This window comes from Cystobacter fuscus, from assembly GCF_002305875.1.
Classification (GTDB): Bacteria; Myxococcota; Myxococcia; order Myxococcales; family Myxococcaceae; genus Cystobacter; species Cystobacter fuscus_A.
This window is the reverse complement of sequence record NZ_CP022098.1, coordinates 7,525,810-7,548,303: the sequence shown is the minus strand read 5'-3', so window position 1 is coordinate 7,548,303 and position 22,494 is coordinate 7,525,810. Positions and strand designations below refer to the sequence as shown.

17 protein-coding genes are annotated in these 22,494 nt (G+C 65.1%); 9 read left to right on the top strand and 8 right to left on the bottom strand.

Annotation, left to right across the window (positions count from 1 at the left end):
• Window positions 1–4: 4 nt before the first annotated feature.
• Together rfbA and rfbC are read left to right on the top strand one after the other, a co-directional pair.
• Window positions 5–886, top strand: a complete 882-nt coding sequence (gene rfbA / locus CYFUS_RS30385; RefSeq protein ID WP_095988410.1) for a glucose-1-phosphate thymidylyltransferase RfbA — start codon at window positions 5–7, stop codon at window positions 884–886.
• Window positions 883–1,434, top strand: coding sequence for a dTDP-4-dehydrorhamnose 3,5-epimerase (gene rfbC / locus CYFUS_RS30380; protein ID WP_095988409.1), 552 nt, complete (start codon window positions 883–885; stop codon window positions 1,432–1,434). The genes rfbA and rfbC overlap by 4 nt, the downstream gene beginning before the upstream one ends.
• Window positions 1,435–1,459: 25 nt before the next feature.
• Here the strand turns inward: rfbC and CYFUS_RS30375 are convergent, their stop codons facing one another.
• Entirely contained in the window at window positions 1,460–3,799 is a 2,340-nt protein-coding gene (locus CYFUS_RS30375) for a glycosyltransferase (protein WP_095988408.1), read from the bottom strand.
• Window positions 3,800–3,986: 187 nt separating this feature from the next.
• Window positions 3,987–6,572 (bottom strand): glycosyltransferase family 2 protein, encoded by a 2,586-nt coding sequence (locus CYFUS_RS30370; protein WP_198316179.1) that lies wholly within the window; start codon window positions 6,570–6,572, stop codon window positions 3,987–3,989.
• Between the two features lie 191 nt (window positions 6,573–6,763).
• On the opposite strand from CYFUS_RS30370, the gene CYFUS_RS30365 reads away from it, so the two are divergent.
• Entirely contained in the window at window positions 6,764–7,801 is a 1,038-nt protein-coding gene (locus CYFUS_RS30365) for a YihY/virulence factor BrkB family protein (protein ID WP_095988406.1), read from the top strand.
• 7 nt (window positions 7,802–7,808) lie between these two features.
• Here the strand turns inward: CYFUS_RS30365 and CYFUS_RS30360 are convergent, their stop codons facing one another.
• The 6 genes from CYFUS_RS30360 to CYFUS_RS30335 form a co-directional block, all read right to left on the bottom strand.
• Complete coding sequence (locus tag CYFUS_RS30360; protein WP_095988405.1) at window positions 7,809–9,407, bottom strand: ABC-F family ATP-binding cassette domain-containing protein; 1,599 nt, start codon at window positions 9,405–9,407, stop codon at window positions 7,809–7,811.
• A gap of 188 nt (window positions 9,408–9,595) precedes the next feature.
• Window positions 9,596–10,804 (bottom strand): cytochrome P450, encoded by a 1,209-nt coding sequence (locus CYFUS_RS30355; RefSeq protein WP_095988404.1) that lies wholly within the window; start codon window positions 10,802–10,804, stop codon window positions 9,596–9,598.
• Window positions 10,805–10,852: 48 nt separating this feature from the next.
• Complete coding sequence (locus CYFUS_RS30350) at window positions 10,853–12,070, bottom strand: cytochrome P450 (RefSeq protein WP_095988403.1); 1,218 nt, start codon at window positions 12,068–12,070, stop codon at window positions 10,853–10,855.
• Window positions 12,071–12,149: 79 nt separating this feature from the next.
• Window positions 12,150–13,370, bottom strand: a complete 1,221-nt coding sequence (locus CYFUS_RS30345; protein WP_095988402.1) for a cytochrome P450 — start codon at window positions 13,368–13,370, stop codon at window positions 12,150–12,152.
• A 143-nt stretch (window positions 13,371–13,513) separates the two neighbouring features.
• Window positions 13,514–14,731 carry a cytochrome P450 gene (locus CYFUS_RS30340; RefSeq protein ID WP_095988401.1) on the bottom strand — a complete coding sequence of 406 codons (1,218 nt, stop codon included), beginning with the start codon at window positions 14,729–14,731 and terminating at the stop codon, window positions 13,514–13,516.
• A gap of 60 nt (window positions 14,732–14,791) precedes the next feature.
• Entirely contained in the window at window positions 14,792–15,388 is a 597-nt protein-coding gene (locus CYFUS_RS30335; protein ID WP_157758761.1) for a TetR/AcrR family transcriptional regulator, read from the bottom strand.
• Window positions 15,389–15,580: 192 nt separating this feature from the next.
• On the opposite strand from CYFUS_RS30335, the gene tgt reads away from it, so the two are divergent.
• The 6 genes from tgt to CYFUS_RS30315 all read left to right on the top strand — a co-directional run bounded on the left by tgt (window position 15,581) and on the right by CYFUS_RS30315 (window position 22,473).
• Complete coding sequence (gene tgt, locus CYFUS_RS53130; protein ID WP_095988399.1) at window positions 15,581–16,759, top strand: tRNA guanosine(34) transglycosylase Tgt; 1,179 nt, start codon at window positions 15,581–15,583, stop codon at window positions 16,757–16,759.
• Window positions 16,760–17,605: an MnmC family methyltransferase gene (locus CYFUS_RS53125; RefSeq protein ID WP_095988398.1), complete on the top strand. Its 846-nt coding sequence runs from the start codon at window positions 16,760–16,762 to the stop codon at window positions 17,603–17,605. It begins immediately after the preceding gene.
• A 380-nt stretch (window positions 17,606–17,985) separates the two neighbouring features.
• The gene (locus tag CYFUS_RS51065; RefSeq protein ID WP_157758759.1) at window positions 17,986–19,173 is read left to right on the top strand and encodes an ABC-three component system protein; all 1,188 of its coding nucleotides are present in this window, start codon (window positions 17,986–17,988) and stop codon (window positions 19,171–19,173) included.
• Between the two features lie 8 nt (window positions 19,174–19,181).
• On the top strand, window positions 19,182–19,658 hold the full coding sequence (locus CYFUS_RS51060) for a three component ABC system middle component (RefSeq protein WP_157758758.1): 477 nt from the start codon (window positions 19,182–19,184) through the stop codon (window positions 19,656–19,658).
• Window positions 19,658–21,595, top strand: coding sequence for a DUF3732 domain-containing protein (locus tag CYFUS_RS30320; protein ID WP_095988397.1), 1,938 nt, complete (start codon window positions 19,658–19,660; stop codon window positions 21,593–21,595). The genes CYFUS_RS51060 and CYFUS_RS30320 overlap by 1 nt, the downstream gene beginning before the upstream one ends.
• A gap of 353 nt (window positions 21,596–21,948) precedes the next feature.
• On the top strand, window positions 21,949–22,473 hold the full coding sequence (locus CYFUS_RS30315; protein ID WP_232536902.1) for a hypothetical protein: 525 nt from the start codon (window positions 21,949–21,951) through the stop codon (window positions 22,471–22,473).
• The last annotated feature ends 21 nt before the right edge of the window (window positions 22,474–22,494 follow it).

Sequence of the window (22,494 nt, the reverse complement as noted above, 5' to 3'; positions counted from 1 at the left end):
AGTCATGAAGGGAATCGTTCTCGCCGGAGGCTCCGGCACGCGGCTGTATCCACTCACGCGTGTGGTCAGCAAACAGTTGCTGCCCATCTACGACAAGCCGATGATCTACTACCCGATCACCACGCTGATGCTGGCGGGGATCCGGGACATCCTGATCATCTCCACCCCCACGGACCTTCCGCGCTTCGAGGAGCTGCTCGGCTCGGGTGAGCAGTGGGGTGTGAACTTCCGGTACGCGGTGCAGCCCAGTCCGGACGGACTGGCCCAGGCCTTCATCATCGGCCGCGAGTTCGTGGGCAAGGATCCCGTCTCCCTCATCCTGGGCGACAACATCTTCTACGGCCATGGCCTGAGCGAGCAGGTGCAGCGCGCGGCGGCGCGCACCTCGGGTGCCACCGTCTTCGGCTACTTCGTGAAGGATCCGGAGCGCTATGGCGTGGTGGAGCTGGACGCGAGTGGTCGCGCGTTGAGCCTCGTGGAGAAGCCCGCCGAGCCCAAGTCCAACTACGCGGTGACGGGTCTGTACTTCTACGACAATCAGGTGGTGGACATCGCCCGGGAGCTCAAGCCCTCGCCGCGTGGCGAGCTGGAGATCACCGACGTGAACATCGCCTATCTGCGCAGGCAGCAGCTCCAGGTGGAGCTGATGGGGCGCGGCTACGCGTGGTTGGACACGGGCACCCATGAGTCGCTCATGGAAGCCTCCAACTTCATCCAGATCATCGAGAACCGGCAGGGCCTCAAGGTGGCGTGCCCCGAGGAGATCGCCTTCCGCATGGGCTACATCACCGCGGCCAAGGTGGCCGAGCTCGCCCACCCCATGCGCAAGAACGACTACGGGCGCTACCTGATGGCCCTCATCGAGAACAAGGGAGCCCGGACATGACGCGCCTGGATACGGCACTGCCCGAAGTCCTCCTGCTCGAGCCCAAGCGCTTCGGGGACAACCGCGGCTTCTTCATGGAGATGTTCCATGCGAAGCGCTACGCGGAACTGGGCATCCCAGGCCCCTTCGTGCAGGACAACTTCTCGCGCTCGTCCAGGGGCATCCTCCGCGGCCTGCACTTCCAGGAGCCCCATGCGCAGGGCAAGCTGGTGCAGGTGCTCGCGGGCGCCGTCTACGACGTGGCGGTGGATATCCGCCGGGGCTCGCCGACGTTCGGCCGCTGGGTGGGCGTGGAGCTGTCCGCGGACAACCGGCGCCAGTTGTGGGTGCCCGCGGGCTTCGCGCATGGCTTCTGCGTCCTCTCCGAGAGCGTGGACTTCCATTACAAGTGCACCGACTTCTACTCGCCCAGCTCCGAGCATTGCATCGCCTGGAACGACCCCGACCTGGGCATCCCCTGGCCGGTGACGTCGCCCGTGTTGTCCGCCAAGGACAGCGCCGCCCCACGCCTCAAGGACGCGCCGCTGCTGCCCTCCTACGCGGGCTGAGCCGCGTGCCCCGCGCTCGGCTGGCTCACCGGGCCGAGCGCAGTAGGGAGACCGGCCGTGCCTCCTGGTGGGTGGCGTGGAGGGCAAACTCCTTCAGGGCTTCGGCCGACTGATCGAGTGCCTTCTCCCAGGACAGGTCACGCACATACGTGAAGCCCGCGCTGATCTGCTTCTGCCGGTGGTCTTCGTCCTCGAGGAGGCGGCAGATCTCCGTGGAGAGCCCCTCCACCGTCGGGGGCGCCAGCACCACGGCGCCCGGAGGGTAGGCGGCGCGGGTGCTCTCCACGTCGATCTCCACCACCGGGCAGCCACAGGCGGCCATCTCCTGGGGCAGCAGGCTGTAATTCGTGAAGGACAGGCACACGCCCACGTCGCACATGGAGAACACCCGGCGCAGATCCGCGAAGTCCAGCACGCCGTGTCCCACGAAGGGGACGGGCAGGGCGGAGGGATGTAGCACCGAGCCGGCGATGTGGATTTCCGCGTCGGGGAAGCGCTCCTTCACCTTCGCCAGGGCGAGTGCCACGAGCTGGAAGCCCCGGCGCGTCGTGTGGGGCCGCATGTAGGCGAAGATCCGGCGCTTGTCTGTCTTGAGGCCCGGCTCCGGGTAATAGATGGAGTGATCCACGGCCAGCGGGAAGCTCCGGGCGTACATGCCGTATTGCTCGCGCATCTTCTTCTCGAGCCACGTGCCCGCCGTCAGTCCGTAAAAGCCGAAGTGGTAGGTGTCTTCCACGAACTGCCACTCGGCGCCCATGGAATAGAAGGCCGATTCGTAGTCCTGGATGAAATACACCTTCGCGGGTGCGCAGTGGCTGGCCCGCACCGGGTAGGCGGTATGCCAGGAGGTGGCCACCACCAGGTCCGCCGGCTCCATCTCCTCGCGCAGGTGGTACACCGGCGCGCGGATGGGCAAGAACCACTCGTGGACAAGCGACTGCAGCCGCATGGGCTCGGGTGCCATCTCACTGCTATCCACCACGTACACCCGGCACTCATGACCCAACCGCTCCAGGTGCTGGATGGTACGGAAGATGGTCATGTGCCCGCCGCCTCCCCGGCCAAAGGGGGGGATGACCCAGTTGATGACCAGTCGGTTCGGATCCACTCGCCGCGGCTCTTCCGGCGCGACTGGCGTCTTGGGCGGCTCGATGTAGACGTACTGCTCGGCATGCCACCAGCCGCGCGTGGGCGGAGGCGTGGGCCGCAGGCTCCGCCGGACGTCGAGCATCGTCCGGCTCAACCCGTGCTGTCGTGATTGCCGGTAGTGGCCGATGGCCTTGCGAATCGCCTCGGTCATCGTGCCCAGCTTGCCGCGCTCGGCCAGCGAGTGCTGGTACGTCTGCTTCACGTGCTCCACCAGCGAGGAGGAAGCGCCGGACGGGTCGTTCGCATCTCCCTTGAGCTCATGGTGCTGGGAGATGCGGCGCACCATGCCCACCGGCAGCAATTCGTACCGGTCTCCCAGGCACCAGCCCAGCGCCTGGCCCACATCCCGGCCCACCATGACCATGGCCTTGGAGAGCTTGTCGCTCTCCGCGGGATCATTCAGCAGTCGGCGCACGTCCTGCTTCGACTGGTGCAGCTTGTCGCGCAACATGGCGCGAAAGCCGGGCAGGTGCTTGGGATCGAAGTACTGGCGATGGAAGCGCGCCTCGTCGAAGGCGCGCCGGGCCTGGGTCAGGGGCGAGTAGTTGTGGCTGTGCCGCACCACGGCATGGGGCGCATAGGCCTTGATGTAGCCCGCCTCCAGGACGTCCGCGCCCCACAGCTGATCCTCCATGAACTCCACGTCCCGGTAGGGGATGCGTTTCCATACCGAGCGGCGCAGGGCGGCGTTGTTGTCGGACAGGAAGCGGTAATAAGGCTTGTTCGCCTCGTAGTGGGCCCACCCCTCGGGCCCCGGACGGATCTGGAAGAGGGTGGTGTCCGCACCGAAGTGGGCGAAGTGCCGCTCCAGCATGTACGCCTCGGACGGGATGCAGCCGGCATGCGGCTTGTGGCGCCCGAAGACACCGGCCACCTGCTCGTTGTCGCGCATCGGCGCGATCAGCTCCCGTAGCCAGGCATCGTTGTCCGGGACGGCGTCCTGGGTGATGAGCGCGACGAAGTCGGTGGGGCTGTGCTCGATGGCCAGGTTGCGCGTCCGTCCGTGTCCGAAGGTGGCGGGATCGATCTGCAGCAGCCGCGCGGGAAACGAGCGGATGATGTCCACCGAGTCATCCTTGGAGCCGCTGTCGACGCACAAGACTTCATAGGGGAAGTCGGTCTGCTGGGAGAACACCGCGGAGAGACACTCCCGCAGCAGGGCTCCACCGTTCTTCACGGGGATGATGACGGTCACCAGAGGAATGTCTTGCTTCATGGACTCGCTGCTCTCAGAGCTCGCCGACCTCGAGCGGGCGGCGCCTATAACACATGGATTACCGACCCCTCAAGGAGGGGGCGCCTCGGTTGCCCATCCCCCTTCGGGCAGGTTGGTGAATCGTGATCAACGAGAGGGTGGACGATTCCCTCCGGGGGGAGCGCCTCGACGGCCTGGCTGAAGCGGGCTAGCCGGGTCCCACCATGCCCAGCGTCGCGGGTAGCTCCCAGGCGAGCATCTGCACCGCCAGGGCATCCACGGTGCGCTCGTCGGTGCGCAGGCCGCAGTTCATCGCGCTCAGGGTGAGGTGGGGATTGTAGAAGGGGTCTCCCTGCCGGGCCCAGGGACGAAAGGCCGCGTAGGACAACCAGGCATCCCGGTCCGGGATGGCATCGAGTCGGCGCGTGGCCGACTCGTGGTGGATCAGCCGGGTGTGGGGCGTGTAGACGCACCGCAGTCCCCGCTTGATGATGCGCAGCCCCAGCTCCACGTCGCTGCCGGACACCCGGAAGCGCTCGTCATAGCCGCCCACCGCCTCGAAGACCTCCCGGCGCACCATGACGCACGCGCTGGTGACGGCCAGGTAGTCCCGCGTGTGATCGATGCGCCCGAAGGCCGTCCACTGCTCGTCGGGGCGGTAGCGCCAGAAGGGGTGCGCGGCGAAGCCGCTCGGGCCGAGCACCACGCCCGCGTGCTGCACCAGCCCGTTGGGGAAGAGCAGCAGTGGCCCCACCAGGCCCACGTCTGGCCGCTGGGCCTGGGCGATGAGCTCCTCCATCCACCCCTCGTCCACCATCTCGATGTCGTTGTTGAGGAAGAGCAGCAGCTCGCCATCCGCGTGGCGGGCGGCGAAGTTGTTGATGGCGGAGTAGTTGAAGGGATGGTTCCAGGTGAGCTTGAGGATGCGGGGATCCTCCAGCGTGTCCAGGAACTGGAACGTGCGCGGGTTCGCCGAGTTGTTGGAGACGAGGATGAGCTGCCAGTTGTCCCAGCGCGCCGTCTTTTCGCGGAAGCTGTTCCACAACTGCGCGAGCAGCTCCGGCTTGTCCTTGAAGGGGACGATGACGGAGACGCGTGGGGTGCCCTGCACCCGGTGTCGTACGCGCAGCATGTCGCCGGGTGTCGTCCACACCTCGGCGTCCTCACCGCAGCGCGACAGGTGCTGGGAGAGCGCCGCATGGGCTCCGGCGCTCACCACCTGGAAGGCCCGCGGTCGCTCCCGTCGGTGGTAGAGGACCTCGGACACGTGGGTGATGGGGACCTGCTTCTCGGCTGCGCGCAGGATGAAGTCCAACAACTCGGCCCCCTCGACACCGTCACGCACGCCATCCAGCTCTTCACAGAGTTCCCTGCGCGCCACCAGCAGCCGCGAGGCGTAGTTGCTCTCGCGATGCATGTCGCAGCTCCACCCGGGCTTGAAGAAGGGCCGGTGTCGCTGGCCCATGTCGTCGAGCCGATCCTCGTCCGTGTAGAACAGCTGGGTCGTCGGGTTGTCGCGCATGGAAAGCGCCAGCTCCGTCAGGGCGTGGGGCGCGAGCCGATCCGCGGCATCGAGGAACGCCACGGCCTGTCCTCGGGAGGCCGAGAGGGCCGTGTTGAGGGCTCCGGCCATGCCCGTGCGGGGGGCGCTGGGCAGGAAGCGCACCCGGGAGTCGCGTGCCTGCTCCACGGGGAGCTGCCGACGCAGCTCGGTCAACAGGGACTCCGGACCCGCCACGCACAGCTCCCACGCATCGTGGGTCTGTGCCAGCACCGAGGCCACGCACTCGCGCCAGTGCCTGGCGTCCTCCACCGGGCTGGCACCGACCACCACGGAGAAGGTCGGGGGGCGGGCCAGCAGGCGCGCCTGGCGCGTGGCCTCGGAGATTCGCAGCGGTTCGCGGGTAGCGCACCACTGGCGGTACTCCTCGGCGCTCAGCGCCGGGGCGAGCGCGAGCTCACGCTCCAGCGCATGGTGGGTGTGCCGCGTGAATTCCCGTTGGAGCAGGAGCGCCGCGTGTAGCGGCTCGGGCAGCGTCAGGCCTGGAGGGAGGGGATCGGCCACCTGCGCCAGTCGCGCCATCATCTGCTCCGCTTGCGCGCGTGTGATCAGTGGGCCTTCGTGGGCCGCGCAGAGGATGTCGATGACCTGCAGGTTCCACTGGCGCATCCGGGCGAAGATTGGCTCCAGGTTGCTTCGGAGCAGCTCCAGCCCCGACCGCTTGGCCATCCGCACGGCCCAGGCCGCCAGGCCCAAACGGTGGGATTGGGGCTGCCATGCGCCCGGCTCGGCGAGGGGCTCCAGCGTCTGGCGGATCCACATCGCGACGTTGCCGTAGCGGGAAACGGCGAGCTGGTTGTGGGCATCCTGAAGCACGGCGAACAAGCGCGTGTTGAACTCCTGCTGGGGTCGGAGGAGTTCGATCTGGAAGGGGCGCGCCAGACGATGCATCCGGTGGGTGCCCGGGTCGCGCAGCAGCTTGCCAATGATGTCCGCGTGGACTCCGAGCTCGAGAGGTACCTCCTGGAAGGAGGGGCGACCCTTGGGCGCACGCCGACGCAGGTCGTGCATCATCTCGATGAGCAGTTGCTCGGCGGATGCGAGCTCCTGGTATTGGGCGCCCTTCTGCTTCAGTTCCTCGACGAGGATGAACTGCGCTCCCACGCGCTCGGCGAACTCGGCCGTGGAGTCAACACCCAGAGGGGCATGCGGCACTTCTCCGGAAGCCTGGGCATGGACGACGGCGAGTTCAGGGAGCACGTTGTTGCCCTGGGAACGCGGATGCTTGTTCATGGGGGGCTCTATACCATTCATCCACGGTATGTCGGATCCGAAGCGTGCGAGCGGGACATGCATCGTCCAGTCGCTCGCCTCGAGGTTCATGCTTCCTGGGCAGACAGGCGAGCATGACGGTTCGAAGGATCAGGGCTGGGTGCGCTTCGTGGAGTGCGCATCCTTCTGCGAAGTTCACGGGAGGACGCACGATGGTCTGGCCTGGCAAGGGGATGAGCTGGAAGGAGTTCTTCACCGAGCTGAAGAACGAGTACCTCAACGACAACGTCAGCAACGTGGCGGGCGCGGTGACGTTCGCCGCCCTGCTCGCCATCTTTCCCTTCCTCCTGTTCCTCGTGGCCCTGGCGGGCTTCATCATCGATCCCGCCCAGGCCCAGCTGCTCATCCAGGAACTGGGCAAGGTGGCCCCCGCGGCCGTGACGGAGATCCTGGGCCAGCGGATCAATGATCTGGCGTCGAGCAACAGCGTGGGGCTCTTGACGGTGGGTGGCCTCGGCGCGGTGTGGGCCGCCTCGGGTGGCGTGGTGGCGCTGATGGACGCGCTCAACACCGTCTACGACGTGAAGGAGAGCCGGCCCTTCTGGAAGACGCGCGGCATCGCCATCCTGGTGACGCTGTGCGGCGCACTGCTCTCCATCCTCGCCTCGGCGGCCATGGTGGCCACGCCCGCGGTGGCGCACTGGCTGGGCGAGCCGCTCGGCACCCTGGTGATGTGGCTGCGCCTGCCCTTCGCCGGCCTGGTGATGATGCTGGTGTGGGCGATCATCTACTACGTGCTGCCGGACGTGGAGCAGGACTTCAAGTTCATCACCCCCGGCTCGGTGGTGGGCGTCGTGCTCTGGCTGCTCGCGTCCTTCGGCTTCTCCGTCTACGTGCGCAACTTCAGCAGCTATGACGTGAGCTATGGCGCGCTCGGTGGCGTCATCGTGCTGCTCATGTGGATGTGGATCTCCTCCCAGGTCATCCTCCTGGGCGCGGAGATCAACGCGCTCATCGAGCACAAGTCGCCCGAGGGCAAGGCTCCCGGCGCCAAGCGACTGGACGAGCCGGGCCCCAATGTCACCAAGGGCGAGCTGCGCCGGGCGGAACAGGAGGAGATCGCCATGCTCCTTCAGCAGCCTCCGCCCCCGCCGCCCGTGCCTCCGCGCATGTCGCCGCTGAGGGCGGCGCTCACCTGGGCCACGGGCTTCGGCATGGGGCTGTTCCTGATGCGCCGCTACGAGCGCTGACGAGTCGCTAGCGGCGCGCGGTGTGCACGGGGTGCTTCGCCGTGTACTCCGCCCAGGTGCCGTTGAAGTCGAGGATGGGCTTGCCCGCGCCTTCCAGGCTCCAGATGCGGGTGGCCACCTCGGACACCAGCTCCTGGTCGTGCGTCACGACGATGACCGTGCCCTCGAACTTCTGCAGGCCCTCGGACAGCGCGCTGATGGACTCCAGGTCCAGGTGGTTGGTGGGCTCGTCGAGGATGAGCACGTTGTCCTGATCCAGCATCAGCTTGCACAGCAGCAGGCGCACCGTCTCGCCTCCGGACAGCGTGTCCGTGGGCTTCATGCGCTCCTCGCCGGAGAAGAGCATGCGGCCCATGACGCCGGAGATCTCCTCGTTGGTGAGCTTCACCTTCACGTCGCGCAGCCAGCCGAAGGCGGTGGTGCCCTTGCGGATGGTGCCGTGGTGATCCTGCGGCAGGTAGCCCACGCTCGCCTGGTGGCCCCAGATGAGCTTGCCCGCGTCCGGCTCGAGCTGCCCGGCGAGCATCTTCACCAGCGTGGACTTGCCCACGCCGTTGCGGCCGATGACGCAGATCTTCTCGCCCTTCACGATGAGCGGGCTGAAGGGCTTGATGACGGGCTGGCTGTCGAACGACTTGGCGAGCCCCTCCACGGAGAGCGTCTGCTTGCCGCTCGGCTCGGCCTGCTCGAAGCGGATGAAGGGCCGCGCGATGTTCGAGCGCTTGAGGTCCTCCGTCTTCAGCTTGTCGATCTGCTTGATGCGGCTCTGCACCTGGGAGGCGCGCGTGCCGGCGTGGAAGCGGGCCACGAAGTCCTGCAACTGGGCGATCTTCTTCTTCTTCTCGTCCACCTCGGACTCGATGCGGCTGCGCACCTGGGACTTCTGCCGCACCATGTCGTCGTAACCACCCGTGTACTGGATGATGGTCTCGTAATCGATGTCCGCGATGTGCGTGCAGATGGAGTTGAGGAAGTGCCGGTCGTGGCTGATGGTGACGAGCACGCCCTCGAACGCCGTGAGGAACGACTCCAGCCAGCGGATGGAGTCGATGTCCAGGTTGTTCGTGGGCTCGTCGAGTAGGAGACCCTGGGGCTTGCCGAAGAGCGCCTGGGCGAGCAGCACGCGCAGCTTCAGGCCGCCCGTGAGCTGCTTCATCGGCCCCTCGTGGCTCTCGGTGGGGATGCCCAGACCCTCGAGCAGCGAGGCCGCCTCGGACTCGGCGCTGTAGCCGTCCTCCTCGGCGATCACCATCTCCAGCTCACCCAGCCGGTTGCCATCCTCCTCGGTGATGTCGGACTTGGCGAGGATGGCGTCCTTCTCCTTCATCGTGTCCCACAGGGCCTTGTTGCCCATGATGACGACGTCCAGGACGCGGTTGTCCTCGTAGCGGAACTGATCCTGGCGGAGGATTCCCAGCTTCTTGGGCCGGGAGATGGTCCCCATGTCGGCTTCCTCGTCTCCGGCGAGGATCTTCATGAAGGTGGACTTCCCCGCCCCGTTGGGGCCGGTGAGGCCGTAGCGGCGTCCGGGCGAGAACGCGACGTTGACGTCCTCGAAGAGCTTCTTGGGCCCGTAGGCCTTGGAGACGTTGGTGATGGAGAACATGGGGGGCGCTTTCTAGCGGAAGGGGAAGGCGTCCGGAAGACAGGTGACGCATTGAGTCGCCGGTAGGGGCGGCGGACAAAGGTCTACAACCCCCGGGAGGGCCCTTTCATGCCCTCCGGGGAAGTCTCACCTGATACCACCCCGGGCTCCAGGCCCCTGGATGCCCGCCCGGTGGCGCCTCGGGGGCGTCAGTTCTTCTGGAGCCAGAGCGAGCGGGGGCCTCGCAGGGCGAACGAGGGCCCGTACTCGAGGTGCTCGGGCTGGCGCGGCGAGAAGCCCAGCCGGGGCGTGCGGGCCATCAGCTCCTGCAGGGCCACCGGGGCCTCCACGCGGGTGAGCGGCGCGCCCAGGCAGAAGTGGATGCCGTGGCCGAAGGACATCAGGCCCGCCGTGTCCCGCCGTGGATCGAAGCGCTCCGGGTCGGGGAACTTGCGCGGATCATGGTTGGCCGAGCCGAGCAGGAGCGTCACCGTCGCGTCCGCGGGGATCCGCCCTCCACTCACCACCACCTCCTGGGTGGTCCGGCGCGAGATGGCCATCACCGGCGAGTCGAAGCGCAGGGTCTCCTCGCACACGGCCGAGCAGGCGGCGGGGGAGGGATCGCGCCGCAGCCACTCGTACTCCTCGGGGTGGCGGATGAGGGTGTGGAGGGTGTTGCCCAGCAGGTTGGTGGTGGTCTCGTTGCCGGCGATGAGCAGCAGCACGGTGAAGGCATTCACCTCCTGGGGGCTCAGCGCGGGCACGCCGTCCGTCTCCTGCACGAGCAGGGAGATGAGATCGCCCCGGGGTTCGCGGCGGCGCTGCTCGGCCACCTCGGTCATGTGGGTGAGCATCTCCTGACGGCAGAGGCCGACCTCCTCCGGCTCCTGGCCCGTGCGCAGGCTGGCGGACAGGCCGGAGATGATCGTGTCGCTCCATCGCTTGAAGTCGCGGCGGCGCACGGTGTCGATGCCGAGCATCTCCGCGATGATGGTGACGGGCAGGGGCGAGGCCAGCCCCTCCATGAAGTCGAACTCCGGGCTGGCCGTCATCTCCGCGATGAGCGAGCGCGACAGCTCGCGCACGCGCGGCTCCATCGCGGAGATCTGCTTGGGGGTGAAGGCGCGGCTGACGAGGCCTCGCATCCGCGTATGCACCGGAGGGTCCGAGGTGAGCAGCTCGGCCACCGACTCGACCTGGAAGAAGCCCCGCTTGCGGCCACCGATCTGGACATCGGAGGAGGAGAACAGGGCGGCGTTCTTCAGGGCGAACGCCACGTCCTCATGGCGGCTGAGAATCCACGATTTGAGGCGCTCGCTCCAGAACAGCGGAGCCTTGTCGCGCATCTCGGCGAAATAGGGGTAGGGGTGCTGCTTGAACTTCGGATCGAGGAAGTCGAAGCCATCGAGCAGACTCATGGGACGCTCCAGGAAGAGACGGCGAGGGGCACGACGGCCCGCCCGGACTCAGTTCTTCTGGAGCCAGAGCGAGCGGGGGCCGTGCAGGAAGAACGAGGCCCCGTAGTCGATATTCTCGGGCTGGCGCGGTGAAAAGCCCAGCCGAGGCGTGCGGGCCATCAGCTCCTGCAGAGCCACCGGGGCCTCCACGCGGGCGAGCGGCGCGCCCAGGCAGAAGTGGATGCCGTGGCCGAAGGACATCAGGCCCGCCGTGTCCCGCCGCGGATCGAAGCGATCCGGGTCGGGGAACTTGCGCGGATCATGGTTGGCGGACGACACCAGCACCATGAGCGTGGTGTCCGCGGGCACCTTGCCGCCGCTCAACTCCACCTCCTGGGTGGTGCGGCGGCTGAGCGTCAACACGGGCGAGTCGTAGCGCAGCGTCTCCTCGATCACGGCGGCGCAGGCCGCGGGGGAGGGGTCGCGCCGCAGCCACTCGTACGCCTCGGGGTGGCGGATGAGCGTGGTGAGGGCATTACCCAGGAGGTTGGTGGTGGTCTCGTTGCCCGCGAGCAGCAGCAGGATGGCGAAGGAGTTGACCTCCGCGGGCGTCAGGGCTTCCTGGCCTTCGCTCTCCTGCACGAGCAGGGAGATGAGATCGCCCCGAGGCTCGCGGCGGCGTGCCTCGGCCACCTCCGTCATGTACGCGAGCATCTCCTTGGCGCTGCGTATCACCTCCTCGGGCGTCTTGCCGGTGATGCTGGCGTTGCTGGAGTTGACGAGCGCATCGCTCCAGCGCTTGAAGTCGCGGCGGCGCGAGGTGTCCACGCCCAGCATCTCCGCGATGATGGTGACGGGCAGGGGCGAGGCCAGGCCGCTCATGAACTCGAACTCGTTGTGGGCCGTCATCTCCGAGATGCACTCCTGGGACAGCTCGCGCACGCGCGGCTCCAGGGCGGAGATCTGCTTGGGGGTGAAGGCGCGGTTGACCCGGCCGCGCAGGCGCGTGTGCACGGGTGGATCCGTGGTGAGCAGGCTGTCCACCCCCTCGAGCCCGGCATCCTGGTTGCGCTCCGTCTGGAGCTTGCCGGCGATGCGGATCTGCGCCGAGGAGAACAGGGCGGGGTTCTTCAGGATGTAGGACACGTCCTCGTAGCGGCTGACGAGGGTGGACTGGAGCTTCGCGTCGTAGAAGAGGGGCGCCTTCTCGCGCATCTCGGCGAAGTAGGGGTAGGGGTTGCGCATCACCTCGGGGTTGAAGAAGTCGAAGCGGCTCAGCAGATCCATGTATGGCTCTCCTCGGAGAGGAAAACGACGGGGAACGGCGGACGTTCAGGGGGAGGCTGGAGGGCAGGCCGGGTGGCGCTCAGTTCTTCTGGAGCCAGAGCGAGCGGGGACCGCGCAGGAACAACGAGCCGCCGTAGTCGAGGGCCTCGGGTTGACGCGGGGCGAAGCCCAGGCGGGGTGCGCGCTCCATCAACTCCCGCAGCGCCACGGGGGCCTCCAAGCGGGTGAGCGGCGCGCCGAGGCAGAAGTGGATGCCGTGGCCGAAGGACATCAGGCCATTGGTGTCCCGCCGCGGGTCGAAGCGCTCCGGATCGGGGAACTTGTGCGGATCATGGTTGGCGGAGGCCAGCAACACCATCACCGTGCTGTCCTCGGGCAGCTTGCCCCCGCTCACCTCCACCTCCTGCGTGGTGCGTCGGACGAGCCCGATCACGGGCGAGTCGTAGCGCAGCGTCTCCTCGGCCACGGCGGCGCAGGCGGCGGGGGAGGGATCGCGCCGCAACCACTCGTACGCCTCGGGGTGGCGGATGAGGGCGTTGAGGGCGTTGCCCAGCAGGTTGGTGGTGGTCTCGTTGCCCGCGATGAGCAGCAGGACGGTGAAGGAGTTGACCTCCGGGGGGGTCAGGGCCGCCACGCCATCGGTTTCCTGGACGAGCAGGGAGATGAGATCGCCCCGGGGCTCGCGGCGGCGCGCCTCGGCCACCTCCTTCATGTACGTGAGCATCTCCCGGGCACTGCGCTCGACCTGCTCGGACACCTTGCCCGACTGGAGGGCGGCGCGGCTGGAGTGGATGAGGATGTCGCTCCAGCGCTTGAAGTCGTGGCGGCGCGAGGTGTCCACGCCCAGCATCTCCGCGATGATGGTGACGGGCAGGGGCGAGGCCAGCCCCTCCATGAAGTCGAACTCCGGGCTGGCCGTCATCTCCGCGATGAGCGTCCGGGACAGCTCGCGCACGCGCGGCTCCAGGGCGGAGATCTGCTTGGGGGTGAAGGCGCGGCTGACGAGGCCCCGCATCCGCGTATGCACGGGTGGATCCGTGGTGACGAGGTTGGACACCGAGCCCAGCTCCTCCACGGAGGCGCGCTCCTCCTGGCGCTTGCCGGCGACGCGGATCTTCGTGGAGGAGAACAGGGCGTGATTCTTGAGCACGAACGACACGTCCTCGTAGCGGCTGAGCACGTGGGCCTGGAGCTTCGCGTCGTAGTAGATGGGCGCCTTCTCGCGCATCTCCGCGAAGTAGGGGTAGGGGTTGCGCATCACTTCGGGGTTGAAGAAGTCGAAGCGGCTCAGCAGGTCCATGAGTGGCTCTCCTCAGTGGGGAAAACGGCGGGGGAGACGGCGGAAGTTCATGGGACGCGGGGGCAGGCCAGGAAGCGAGCGGTGGGCGCGGAGGTGCGCGCCCACGCTTCTTCGCCCCCACGCTCCCTGGCTTGGAGACGCGCTCAGTTCTTCTGGAGCCAGAGCACGCGGGGGCCGCGCAGGGCGAACGTGGCGCCGTAGTCGATGTGCTCGGGCTGGCGCGGCGAGAAGCCCAGGCGGGGGGCACGCGCCATCAACTCCTGCAGGGCCACGGGGGCCTCCAGGCGCGCGAGCGGAGCGCCCAGGCAGAAGTGGATGCCGTGGCCGAAGGACATCAGGCCCGTGGTGTCCCGCCGCGGATCGAAGCGATCCGGGTCGGGGAACTTGCGCGGATCGCGGTTGGCGGCCGACACCACGGCGAACAGCGTGGTGTTCGCGGGCACCTTGCCGCCGCTCAGCTCCACCTCCTGGGTGGTGCGGCGCACGACCGTGATCACGGGCGAGTCGTAGCGCAGCGTCTCCTCGGCCACGGCGGCGCAGGCGGCCTGCGTGGGGTCGCGCCGCAGCCACTCGTACGCCTCGGGGTGGCGGATGAGGGCGGTGAGGGCGTTGCCCAGCAGGTTGGTGGTGGTCTCGTTGCCGGCCAGCAGCAGCAGGATGGCAAAGGAGTTGACCTCCGGGGGCGTCAGGGCTTCCTGGCCCTCGTTCTCCTGCACGAGCAGGGAGATGAGATCGCCCCGAGGCTCGCGGCGGCGCGCCTCGGCCACCTCCGTCATGTACGCGAGCATCTCCTTGGCGTTGCGCACCACGTCCTCGGGCGTCTTGCCGGTGAAGCTGGCGTTGCCGGAGTTGGCGATCGCGTCGCTCCAGCGCTTGAAGTCGCGGCGGCGCGAGGTGTCCACGCCCAGCATCTCCGCGATGATGGTGACGGGCAGGGGCGAGGCCAGGCCGCTCATGAACTCGAACTCGTTGCTGGCCGTCATCTCCGCGACGAGCTCGCGCGACAGCTCGCGCACGCGCGGCTCCATCGCGGAGATCTGCTTGGGGGTGAAGGAGCGGCTGACCTTACCGCGCAGGCGCGTGTGCACGGGCGGATCCGTGGTGAGCAGGCTGTCCACCCCCTCGAGCCCGGACTCCTGGCTGCGCTCCTTCTGGTGCTTGCCGGCGACGCGGACATCCGCCGAGGAGAACAGGGCGGGGTTCTTCAGGATGTACGACACGTCCTCGTAGCGGGTGAGGACGTGGGCCTGGAGCTTCGCGTCGTAGTGCAGGGGCGCCTTCTCGCGCATCTCGGCGAAGTAGGGGTAGGGGTTGCGCATCACCTCGGGGTTGAGGAAGTCGAAGCGGCTCAGCAGATCCATGTGTGGCTCTCCTCTGGGATGGAGTGGTGGGGGGGTTGTTCGTGGGAAGACGATGGACGCTCACTCGGAGCGCGGGCTGGCGCCGTCCAGGAAGCAGCGCAGCAGCAGGGCGATCTGCTCGTCGACGGGCGTGGGCTGTCGATCGAGGAATTGCCGCATCAGGGTGCTCTGCAGCATGCCCAGCAGCAGGGTGGGGTAATGGGACGCGTCCTCGGGCCGCAGCACCCCCTGGGCGAGGCCCTCGGGGTTGAGCGAGCCGAGCCGCTCGGTCAGTGCGTTCACGAGCCGCTGATGGCGATCCAACTCCTCGCTCGAGGCGGCCACGCGCAGCGCTCTCTCCTCCAACAGCAGGGAGAGGAAGCGGAAGTGCTTCTGGGCGTGCTCCAGGATGGAGCGCAGCAGGCCATGCAAGCGCGCGCGGTAGGGCTCGCCCCGGCTGCGCTCCAGCTCCGCGTCCAGCACCGCCATCAACTGTTGTGCCTGCGCGTCGAGCAGCGCCTGGAGCAAGCGCTGCCGGTCCTCGAAGTAGTTGTAGAGCGTACCGACCGACACCCCCACCCGCGTGGCGATGTCCTCCATCCGCGTGGCGGACGGGCCCTGCTCGGCGATCACCTGCTCCGCCGCCTCGAGGATGGCCACCCGGGCCTCCTCCTTCATCCGCTCCCGGAGGGGCTGAGGCTTGCTTCGCGTTGCTGAGCGCGGACTCATGAGGGTGAATATGATTCAGAAAGCGGTAATTCGCAATAGCCCTGCGGGGTGAGGAAAACGAGGGCCTGGTGGTCTGAAGGGAGGGGGAGCGGGCGGACAGGAGACGTGTCCGGACACGGCCACGGGTATAAGGGGACGCACATGGCCGTCCGCTTCGAACTCGTCACCACCGACCCCACGGGGGCCCGTGCAGGGGTGCTGCACACCCGGCGGGGCTCCATCCCCACGCCGGTCTTCATGCCCGTGGCCACCCACGCCTCCTTCCGCCACCTGGGCATGGAGGAGATCAAGGCCACCGGCTCGAAGATCCTGCTGTCCAACACGTACCACCTGATGCTCAAGCCGGGCATCGACGTGTTCCGCCGCTTCAATGGCATCCATCCCTTCATGCAGTGGGACGGGGCGGTGCTCACCGACTCGGGCGGGTTCCAGATCTTCTCCCTGCCCGAGGATCGGCTGATCACCGAGAAGGGCGCCCACTTCCGCAGCTTCCACGACAACAGCCGTCAGCTCCTCAGCCCCGAGTCGAGCATCGCCATGCAGCAGGCGATCAACTCGGAAGTCATGATGGTGTTGGACGTGTGCATCGACTCGCGCACGGAGGAGGCGGGCACGCGCGAGGCGATGGAGCGTACCCACCGCTGGGCGCTGCGCAGCCTGGCGGCGAAGAACCAGGTGGACACGGGCCAGGCGCTCTTCGCCATCGTCCAGGGCGGCGTGCACCCGCACCTGCGCGACGAGAGCGCGGGCTTCCTCACCCAGCACCCCTTCGACGGCTTCGCCATCGGCGGGCTCGCGGTGGGCGAGACGAACGAGGAGCGCAAGACGATGACGGCACGCGCCGCCGCCCAGCTCCCCCAGGACAAGCCCCGCTACCTCATGGGGGTGGGCACGCCCACGGACCTGCTCGAGGCCGTGCTGCGGGGCGTGGACATGTTCGACTGCATCATCCCCACGAAGATGGCGCAGCAGGGCTACGCCTATACCTTCCAGGGGCTGGTGCGCATCACCCGCCAGGCGTTCCGCCTGTCCGACGAGCCGCTCGACGCGACGTGTGACTGCTACGTCTGCAAGCGCTACAGCCGTGGCTACCTGCAGCACCTGATGAGCGGCAAGCACCACACGGGCTCGCGCATGCTCTCGGTGCACAACGTGCACCACTACCAGATGCTCACCTGGAAGATGCGCGACGCCATCCTCCGGGGCTCCTACGCGCAGGCGTACCGCGAGCTGAAGCAGGCGGTGGCGACGCCCAAGGACCTGAAGGACGCGCAGTTGGAAGCGGGCGCCAACGCGGTGACGCTCAAGGAAGTGGGCTGAGTGGAGAGCCAGAATCCGAGGGACGGGGACTTCGAGCTGGTGACGCTGCGCAATGGGGCTCGCGCGGTGCGCCACCTGGGGCACGGGGAAGTGATGCACCCGGCGACGGGCCCGTGGGAGGAGGCGCAACGGCTCTACGTGGAGCAGCCGCGCCTGGCCGAGCGCCTGCGCACCCCGGGCGAGCCGCTCGTCATCCACGACGTGGGGCTGGGGGCGGCGACCAACGCGGTGGCGGCGCTCACGTGCGCGCGGGAGCTGGGCGCCGAGCGCCGGCGGGGGCTGGAGGTGGTGAGCTTCGAGGTGGACCTGGCGCCGCTGCGGCTGGCGCTGGCGGACGCGGCGGGCTTTCCCTTCCTGCAACCGTTCCGGGACGCGGCCGAGGCGCTCATGCGCGACGGGGCCTGGGAGGAGGCGGGGCTGCGCTGGCGCCTGCACCTGGGGGATGCGCGGGGGCGGATGGAGGGGGTGCCCCGGGCGGACCTGGTGTTCTTCGACCCGTTCTCCCCGGCGAGCAACCCGGAGATGTGGACGGAGGAGGTGCTGGCGCGGGTGAGGGCGGGGTGCCGGGAGGACGGGGAGGGGGCGTTGCTGATGACGTACAGCGCGGCGACGCCCACGCGGGTGACGCTGCTGCTGGCGGGCTTCTACGTGGGGGCGGGGGTGTCCACGGGGACGAAGGGGGAGACCACGGTGGCGGCCACGTGCCGGGCCGCGTTGGGCTCACCCCTGGGCGAGCGCTGGCTGGAGCGCTGGCGCCGCTCGTCCTCGCGCGCTCCCCACGGGCAGCCGCTGACGCTGGAGGCTGAGGCCCGGGTGCTGGCCCATCCTCAGTGGCGCCAGGATTGAATCCACGCACCTGTGTTGAGGCGCAGCAGCCAAAACGCCGAGGGCTTCTGCCGCGCCCTCCTGGGAGGGCCACTTGGTCAGGCGTGTATCCGGGTGCGCTGCCTCTCCACTGGCCGGGCGCACGACTCGGCCGGCCCCCTTCAGCGGCCCTCCTCGGCCACTTTGCACCAGCCCTCACCCCCACCACCGCCTCTATCCCGCCTATCCGTTGGTGCCATATAGCGAGATAGCTCGGTGTGGCGCTTGAGACCCTGGAAGCAGGTGCCTGACTCGGGCTGAACCCCCTTCCGCCTTTGGTCCCGTGGCTCTTTTGCCCCTGGTGCTGGATGAGGAGGTCAACAACTTGACACCCATAGCAAGTGGCGTTCCACTGGAACCAAATGAGCGAGGACCAGTCCTTCTCGGCAGCTCCAGCAATGGCGGGGTACATCTGGCAGGCTCGCCAAGCATTGTTGTTTTTGCTGAAGGCGGAATCGGAAGAAACGGTCGAGTTGGAGAGCCATGACGATGTCATTGTCAGCTCACCGACCGGAAAAATACTCACTGCTATTCAAGGGAAACACTCATTTAAGAGCGGAGCCCTGAACTGTCATTCCCTGGAACTATGGAAGACACTTCGAGTCTGGGTCAGCTTGGCAGCCCGAAACCGCATTTCAGAAACAACGCCTCTCATCCTTTGTTCCACCCATACAGTGGACAAGGAACTCCGCTGCTTGACCATCAAAAGCAAGCCGGCAGCCGATTTGGACTTACTTCAAAAGCAACTCGACGCCGTTGCGGCCAAGAAACAAAACAAAGCCCTGCTCCCTGCCTTCCAGGCTTGGCTCGGCATGACACAAAGGCGACGCGTTTCACTTCTTAAGCAGTCAACAATAATTGAAGCACGGCCTCGATTGGCAGAAGTGGATGCAGAGTTCGAGCCAATACTGAAGCGCATGGGGGTCTCTCCAAATGCGATCAACTATTTTAGTGAAAGATTGATTGGATGGTTTGAGTTGATCTTGGCCTCCAGATTGAAGTCAGGCGGCTGCAAGGTGACCGCCCAGGAGTTGCAAGCCAAGCTTATAGAGCTTCATCAAGCACAATTGCCGTCTGTGCTAATAAGCACTAAAAGCATGGCAGCACATCCCACCCTGGAGGCTGAGCGCCAAACAGATCCAGTGTATTTGAGGCAGATGGATCTCTTGGGGGCCGAGGAAGAAGACCTCGCCAATGCGGTTGCCATGTTCCATCGAGCCCAAGCTGAAAGGGACGACTGGCTACAAATGCGGATTGATAGCAGGTCGGCCCTGGAGAGTTACGACAATGATCTTAAAAACAAGTGGGGGATAGTTCGACTAGAAATCATGCGCACCAAGCCTGCCGGAGGCGAATCAATGACGAAGGCTGGCTGGTCTATATACGGCGAATGCATGAAATATCATGGTTCTTACAATGGATTGGCTATCCCTGTCCATGTTGCCAATGGTTCGTATCACATGCTCGCCAATGGCTCTGATGCGCCTCCACTTGTTGGCTGGCATCCTGATTACGTCAATCGGTTGGTCCGCCCTGGTTGCAAGGAGTAAGTGACACCGTGCTAGATCAATTTGCGCATTCTAATCCAGCATTTGGCGCCATCTGCCTGCGTTGGGTTTGCCAGGGGTACCAAGAACAACAAATTCGACAAGATGGCGCCGCACAAGGTTTGCATTTTCTTTGGGGGATTTTAAGCTTGGTCTTGCTCGCACCGGAGAGGATAAGACGAGAGTTGCCGCTTACAGCCAAGGGAAAGTTGTCGATTCTTCTTAATGAAAACCCTGAGTGGAAGGTCGAACTCCCTCATGCGATCAAGGGTTGGGCCAAGCCATTTTGGAGTTCAGTCCGGATGGGAGTCGCCACAGGTGTTTTGACGTTTGCCGAAGGACGATTGCTTTCGCTTGGTAGTACAAAAGAGCCGGATTCCGAAGCAAGTGTCCTGCTGAGACGTCATGCTGTGGCCTTAGGCAAAATATTCGCTAAAGAGGGGGGCGATAGGGCGATTGCTCTTGTTTTTGGATTGGTGGTGTCTTGATGAGTTGGCGACTCTGGAAGATAGGGGTTTACTCGCGGAAGACAGGAGAATTGCGAGAGATTGAGTTCAACCTCTTCGGGTTAAGTGTGATTACGGGGCGTTCCAGTCGAGGAAAGTCGTCCATTCTAGATATCGTCAATTATTGCCTCCTGTCTTCTGGATGCCCGATTGCTAAAGGAGTGATTCGAGACCATGCTTCGCATGTCGGAGCTGTGTTTGCGAAAGGTGACGAGCACTTTGTAGTGGTCAGGCCTCTACCGAAAGAAGGTCGCTTGACCTCCTATGACGTACATATAGCGACAGGATATAAACTTGATCTGCCAGCAACTCCGCCAGAGGAACTGAGGTGGAATATAGAGGCAGCGAGGGAGCAACTCTCTGAGTTCACTGGCATAGAAGCCCTCCCCGTGTTAGCCAATGAGCGTGACGCGGATCCTGAGTCTCGAACTCCTGCAAATATTCGCCATTGCGCCTTTTATTTGTTTCAGCCTCAGGATGTAATCGCAAGCCGAAACATGGCTTTTGCAGGATTGGAGGATGCATTCAAGAAACGCCATGCCTCTGATGCTTCATATTATTTTTTGGGTATACTTACCATTGAGAGGCTGAGAAGACGCCGTGAACTCCGTGCTCTTAACTCGGAGCGAAACTCGCTGGAACGGCGTCTGCGTGAAAAGGCACGGCTGCGCGCTGATGGGTTCGAACATGGTCTGCGGCTTTGGGGTGAAGCTGCAGCATTGGGCATGGCCAATAATTCCGAGCGGCCACCCACCATGAGTGAACTCATGGGTAGGCTTGGGGAAATTTCCCACTACAAGATCGATAGTATAGTCAAGGCAACTGACGAATTGAATCTGGGGGATGTTCAAAATAAAGAGGCTGAAGTCAGAAGGCTTTTGCGTCAAAAAAACGTCGAGTTGGCGGCGATTGATCGTTTCACACGAGAGGCCGAAGAAAATGCCGCGATCACCGATAAGCAAATTGCTCGGCTTGAACTTAGGGACCTCCTGCCAGATCCAGACAAGAACAACTGTCCCGTCTGCGGTAGCGAAAGCGTTGATGTTTCTTCGATGGAGAGAATGCTATCTGAAGGACTTCGAAGTCTGGCGTCCGTTCGAAATCCACCTAAGCGTATTAGCGGTAAGCTAGAGCAAGAAGGGCAAAGGCTGAAAGAAGAAATCGCCGAACTGAAGGAGACGCAAGTTAAGCTTCAGGCACAGTTGAAGGTCTTGTTTTCAGACCTCCAGAGGAGTCGAACTTTGCTGGAGGATGTAGGACGGCGACAGCAGATCATTGGTCGTGCCAAGGAAGTTTTGAATGCTATGCGTCGAATGGAGACGCCTCTGGACGAGCGGGGGGCGGAACTTTCGGCCAGAATTGATGAACTCGAAGCTGAAGTCGGCGACAATGCTATTCGGCGTCTCAAGAAGAATGTGGATGAGAGATTAAGTGATTTGATTAATCAAATTCTCTCTCTTGGGGTCGAGGTGGAGTTTCCTGACGCCTCGGTTAGAATCAACTTTGTTGATTTTGTTTTTGAAATTCAGCTCGACGGGCAGTGGGTCGGGCTGAATGAATTAGGAAGCGGCGCTAATTGGCTTAGTTATCATGTTGCTGGAGCAGTAGCGCTGCATAAACTGTTTTTGAAGTTGCAGTCTCCTGTTCCTTCGGTGCTGATGCTTGATCAGCCGAGTCAAGCTTGGTTTCCTGCTGAAACTGCCAAGCTATTGGGGCGAGCGCAACCCACAGGAGATCGTGAACTCACGGCGGTTAGAAGTATCTATCAGTTACTCTTTGAAGAGTCTCAGGGGGAGAAAAGTCCGCAGATCATTGTCGTAGATCACGCCAGATTGAACGACGAATGGTTTTCAGTCAGCGTCGTCCAAGATTGGCATGATGGCGATGCGTTGATTCCCGATTCTTGGATCGGAGCCTAGTTTTGTGTTGGCTTTCTGAGAAGGTGTCCTGAGAAGGTGTCAGACGATTTGTACGAGACGGTTCGTCTGACTCGGGCTGTCCAGTGGGAGACCCCTCCCGGAAGAGGGGAGTCTCGCGAACGGGACCACGGGAGCGCAAGCGGACGTGTACTTGGCCTGCTGGCTCCCTGTGGGGTGCGACTGGCCCGCTCTGTGCTGGGGTGCCGCCCCATGTCCGGACCTCATGACCTCTTCGCCCGCTACACCTTCGGCCGCCCAAGCGGGCCGAGGCCGAACTGCGTGCCGTTCTGCCCGCCCACGTCGTCTCCTCGGTGGACTAGTCGAGTCTGCGCCTGGAGCCCGGCAAAGAGGAGTTGAAAGCGCGGCCAGGTCCTGCACTGGCCCGGCTGGCGTGGTTGGTGCTGCGTTACGGGCGGACGGGGGAACTGGCGCGCAAGTTGCCGGAGTGGGTGGGCCTCTTCGCCCAGGTCCAGGCGGTTCCAGAGGGCGCCGAACACCTGCGGGTGGTCATCCGTTACCTGCTATGGACCGGGGACAAGGCCGTCCACGAGGCCACGGGGCAGGTGCTACATTCAGTGCTGGATGAGCAACGCGCGGAGGAACTGATGCGGAGCTATGGCGAGGAACTCATCGAGCAGGGACGTCAGCAGGGCCTGGTGCGAGGCAGGGAAGAGGGTCTGGCACGGGGACGTGCCGAGTCCATCCTGAGGATTCTCGCCCTTCGGGGGATTCACGTGGAGGAAGCAGCCCGGCAGCGCATCCTCGACTGCACGGACATGGACACGCTCGACGGCTGGTTCGACCGAGTCCTCCAGGCCACGACCCTCTCCGAGGTGCTGGACGGCGGGGCACACGCCTCTCGGCGGAAGGACTCGTGACCCGGCCTCCGCTCGCGTGCC

Excerpts from the sequence above, each read along its gene's own strand:
- rfbA (WP_095988410.1), top strand. The coding sequence starts at position 5 with ATGAAGGGAATCGTTCTCGCCGGAGGCTCCGGCACGCGGCTGTATCCA.
- rfbC (WP_095988409.1), top strand. The coding sequence starts at position 883 with ATGACGCGCCTGGATACGGCACTGCCCGAAGTCCTCCTGCTCGAGCCC.
- CYFUS_RS30375 (WP_095988408.1), bottom strand. The coding sequence starts at position 3,799 with ATGAAGCAAGACATTCCTCTGGTGACCGTCATCATCCCCGTGAAGAAC.
- CYFUS_RS30370 (WP_198316179.1), bottom strand. The coding sequence starts at position 6,572 with ATGAACAAGCATCCGCGTTCCCAGGGCAACAACGTGCTCCCTGAACTC.
- CYFUS_RS30365 (WP_095988406.1), top strand. The coding sequence starts at position 6,764 with ATGGTCTGGCCTGGCAAGGGGATGAGCTGGAAGGAGTTCTTCACCGAG.
- CYFUS_RS30360 (WP_095988405.1), bottom strand. The coding sequence starts at position 9,407 with ATGTTCTCCATCACCAACGTCTCCAAGGCCTACGGGCCCAAGAAGCTC.
- CYFUS_RS30355 (WP_095988404.1), bottom strand. The coding sequence starts at position 10,804 with ATGAGTCTGCTCGATGGCTTCGACTTCCTCGATCCGAAGTTCAAGCAG.
- CYFUS_RS30350 (WP_095988403.1), bottom strand. The coding sequence starts at position 12,070 with ATGGATCTGCTGAGCCGCTTCGACTTCTTCAACCCCGAGGTGATGCGC.
- CYFUS_RS30345 (WP_095988402.1), bottom strand. The coding sequence starts at position 13,370 with ATGGACCTGCTGAGCCGCTTCGACTTCTTCAACCCCGAAGTGATGCGC.
- CYFUS_RS30340 (WP_095988401.1), bottom strand. The coding sequence starts at position 14,731 with ATGGATCTGCTGAGCCGCTTCGACTTCCTCAACCCCGAGGTGATGCGC.
- CYFUS_RS30335 (WP_157758761.1), bottom strand. The coding sequence starts at position 15,388 with ATGAAGGAGGAGGCCCGGGTGGCCATCCTCGAGGCGGCGGAGCAGGTG.
- tgt (WP_095988399.1), top strand. The coding sequence starts at position 15,581 with ATGGCCGTCCGCTTCGAACTCGTCACCACCGACCCCACGGGGGCCCGT.
- CYFUS_RS51065 (WP_157758759.1), top strand. The coding sequence starts at position 17,986 with ATGAGCGAGGACCAGTCCTTCTCGGCAGCTCCAGCAATGGCGGGGTAC.
- CYFUS_RS30320 (WP_095988397.1), top strand. The coding sequence starts at position 19,658 with ATGAGTTGGCGACTCTGGAAGATAGGGGTTTACTCGCGGAAGACAGGA.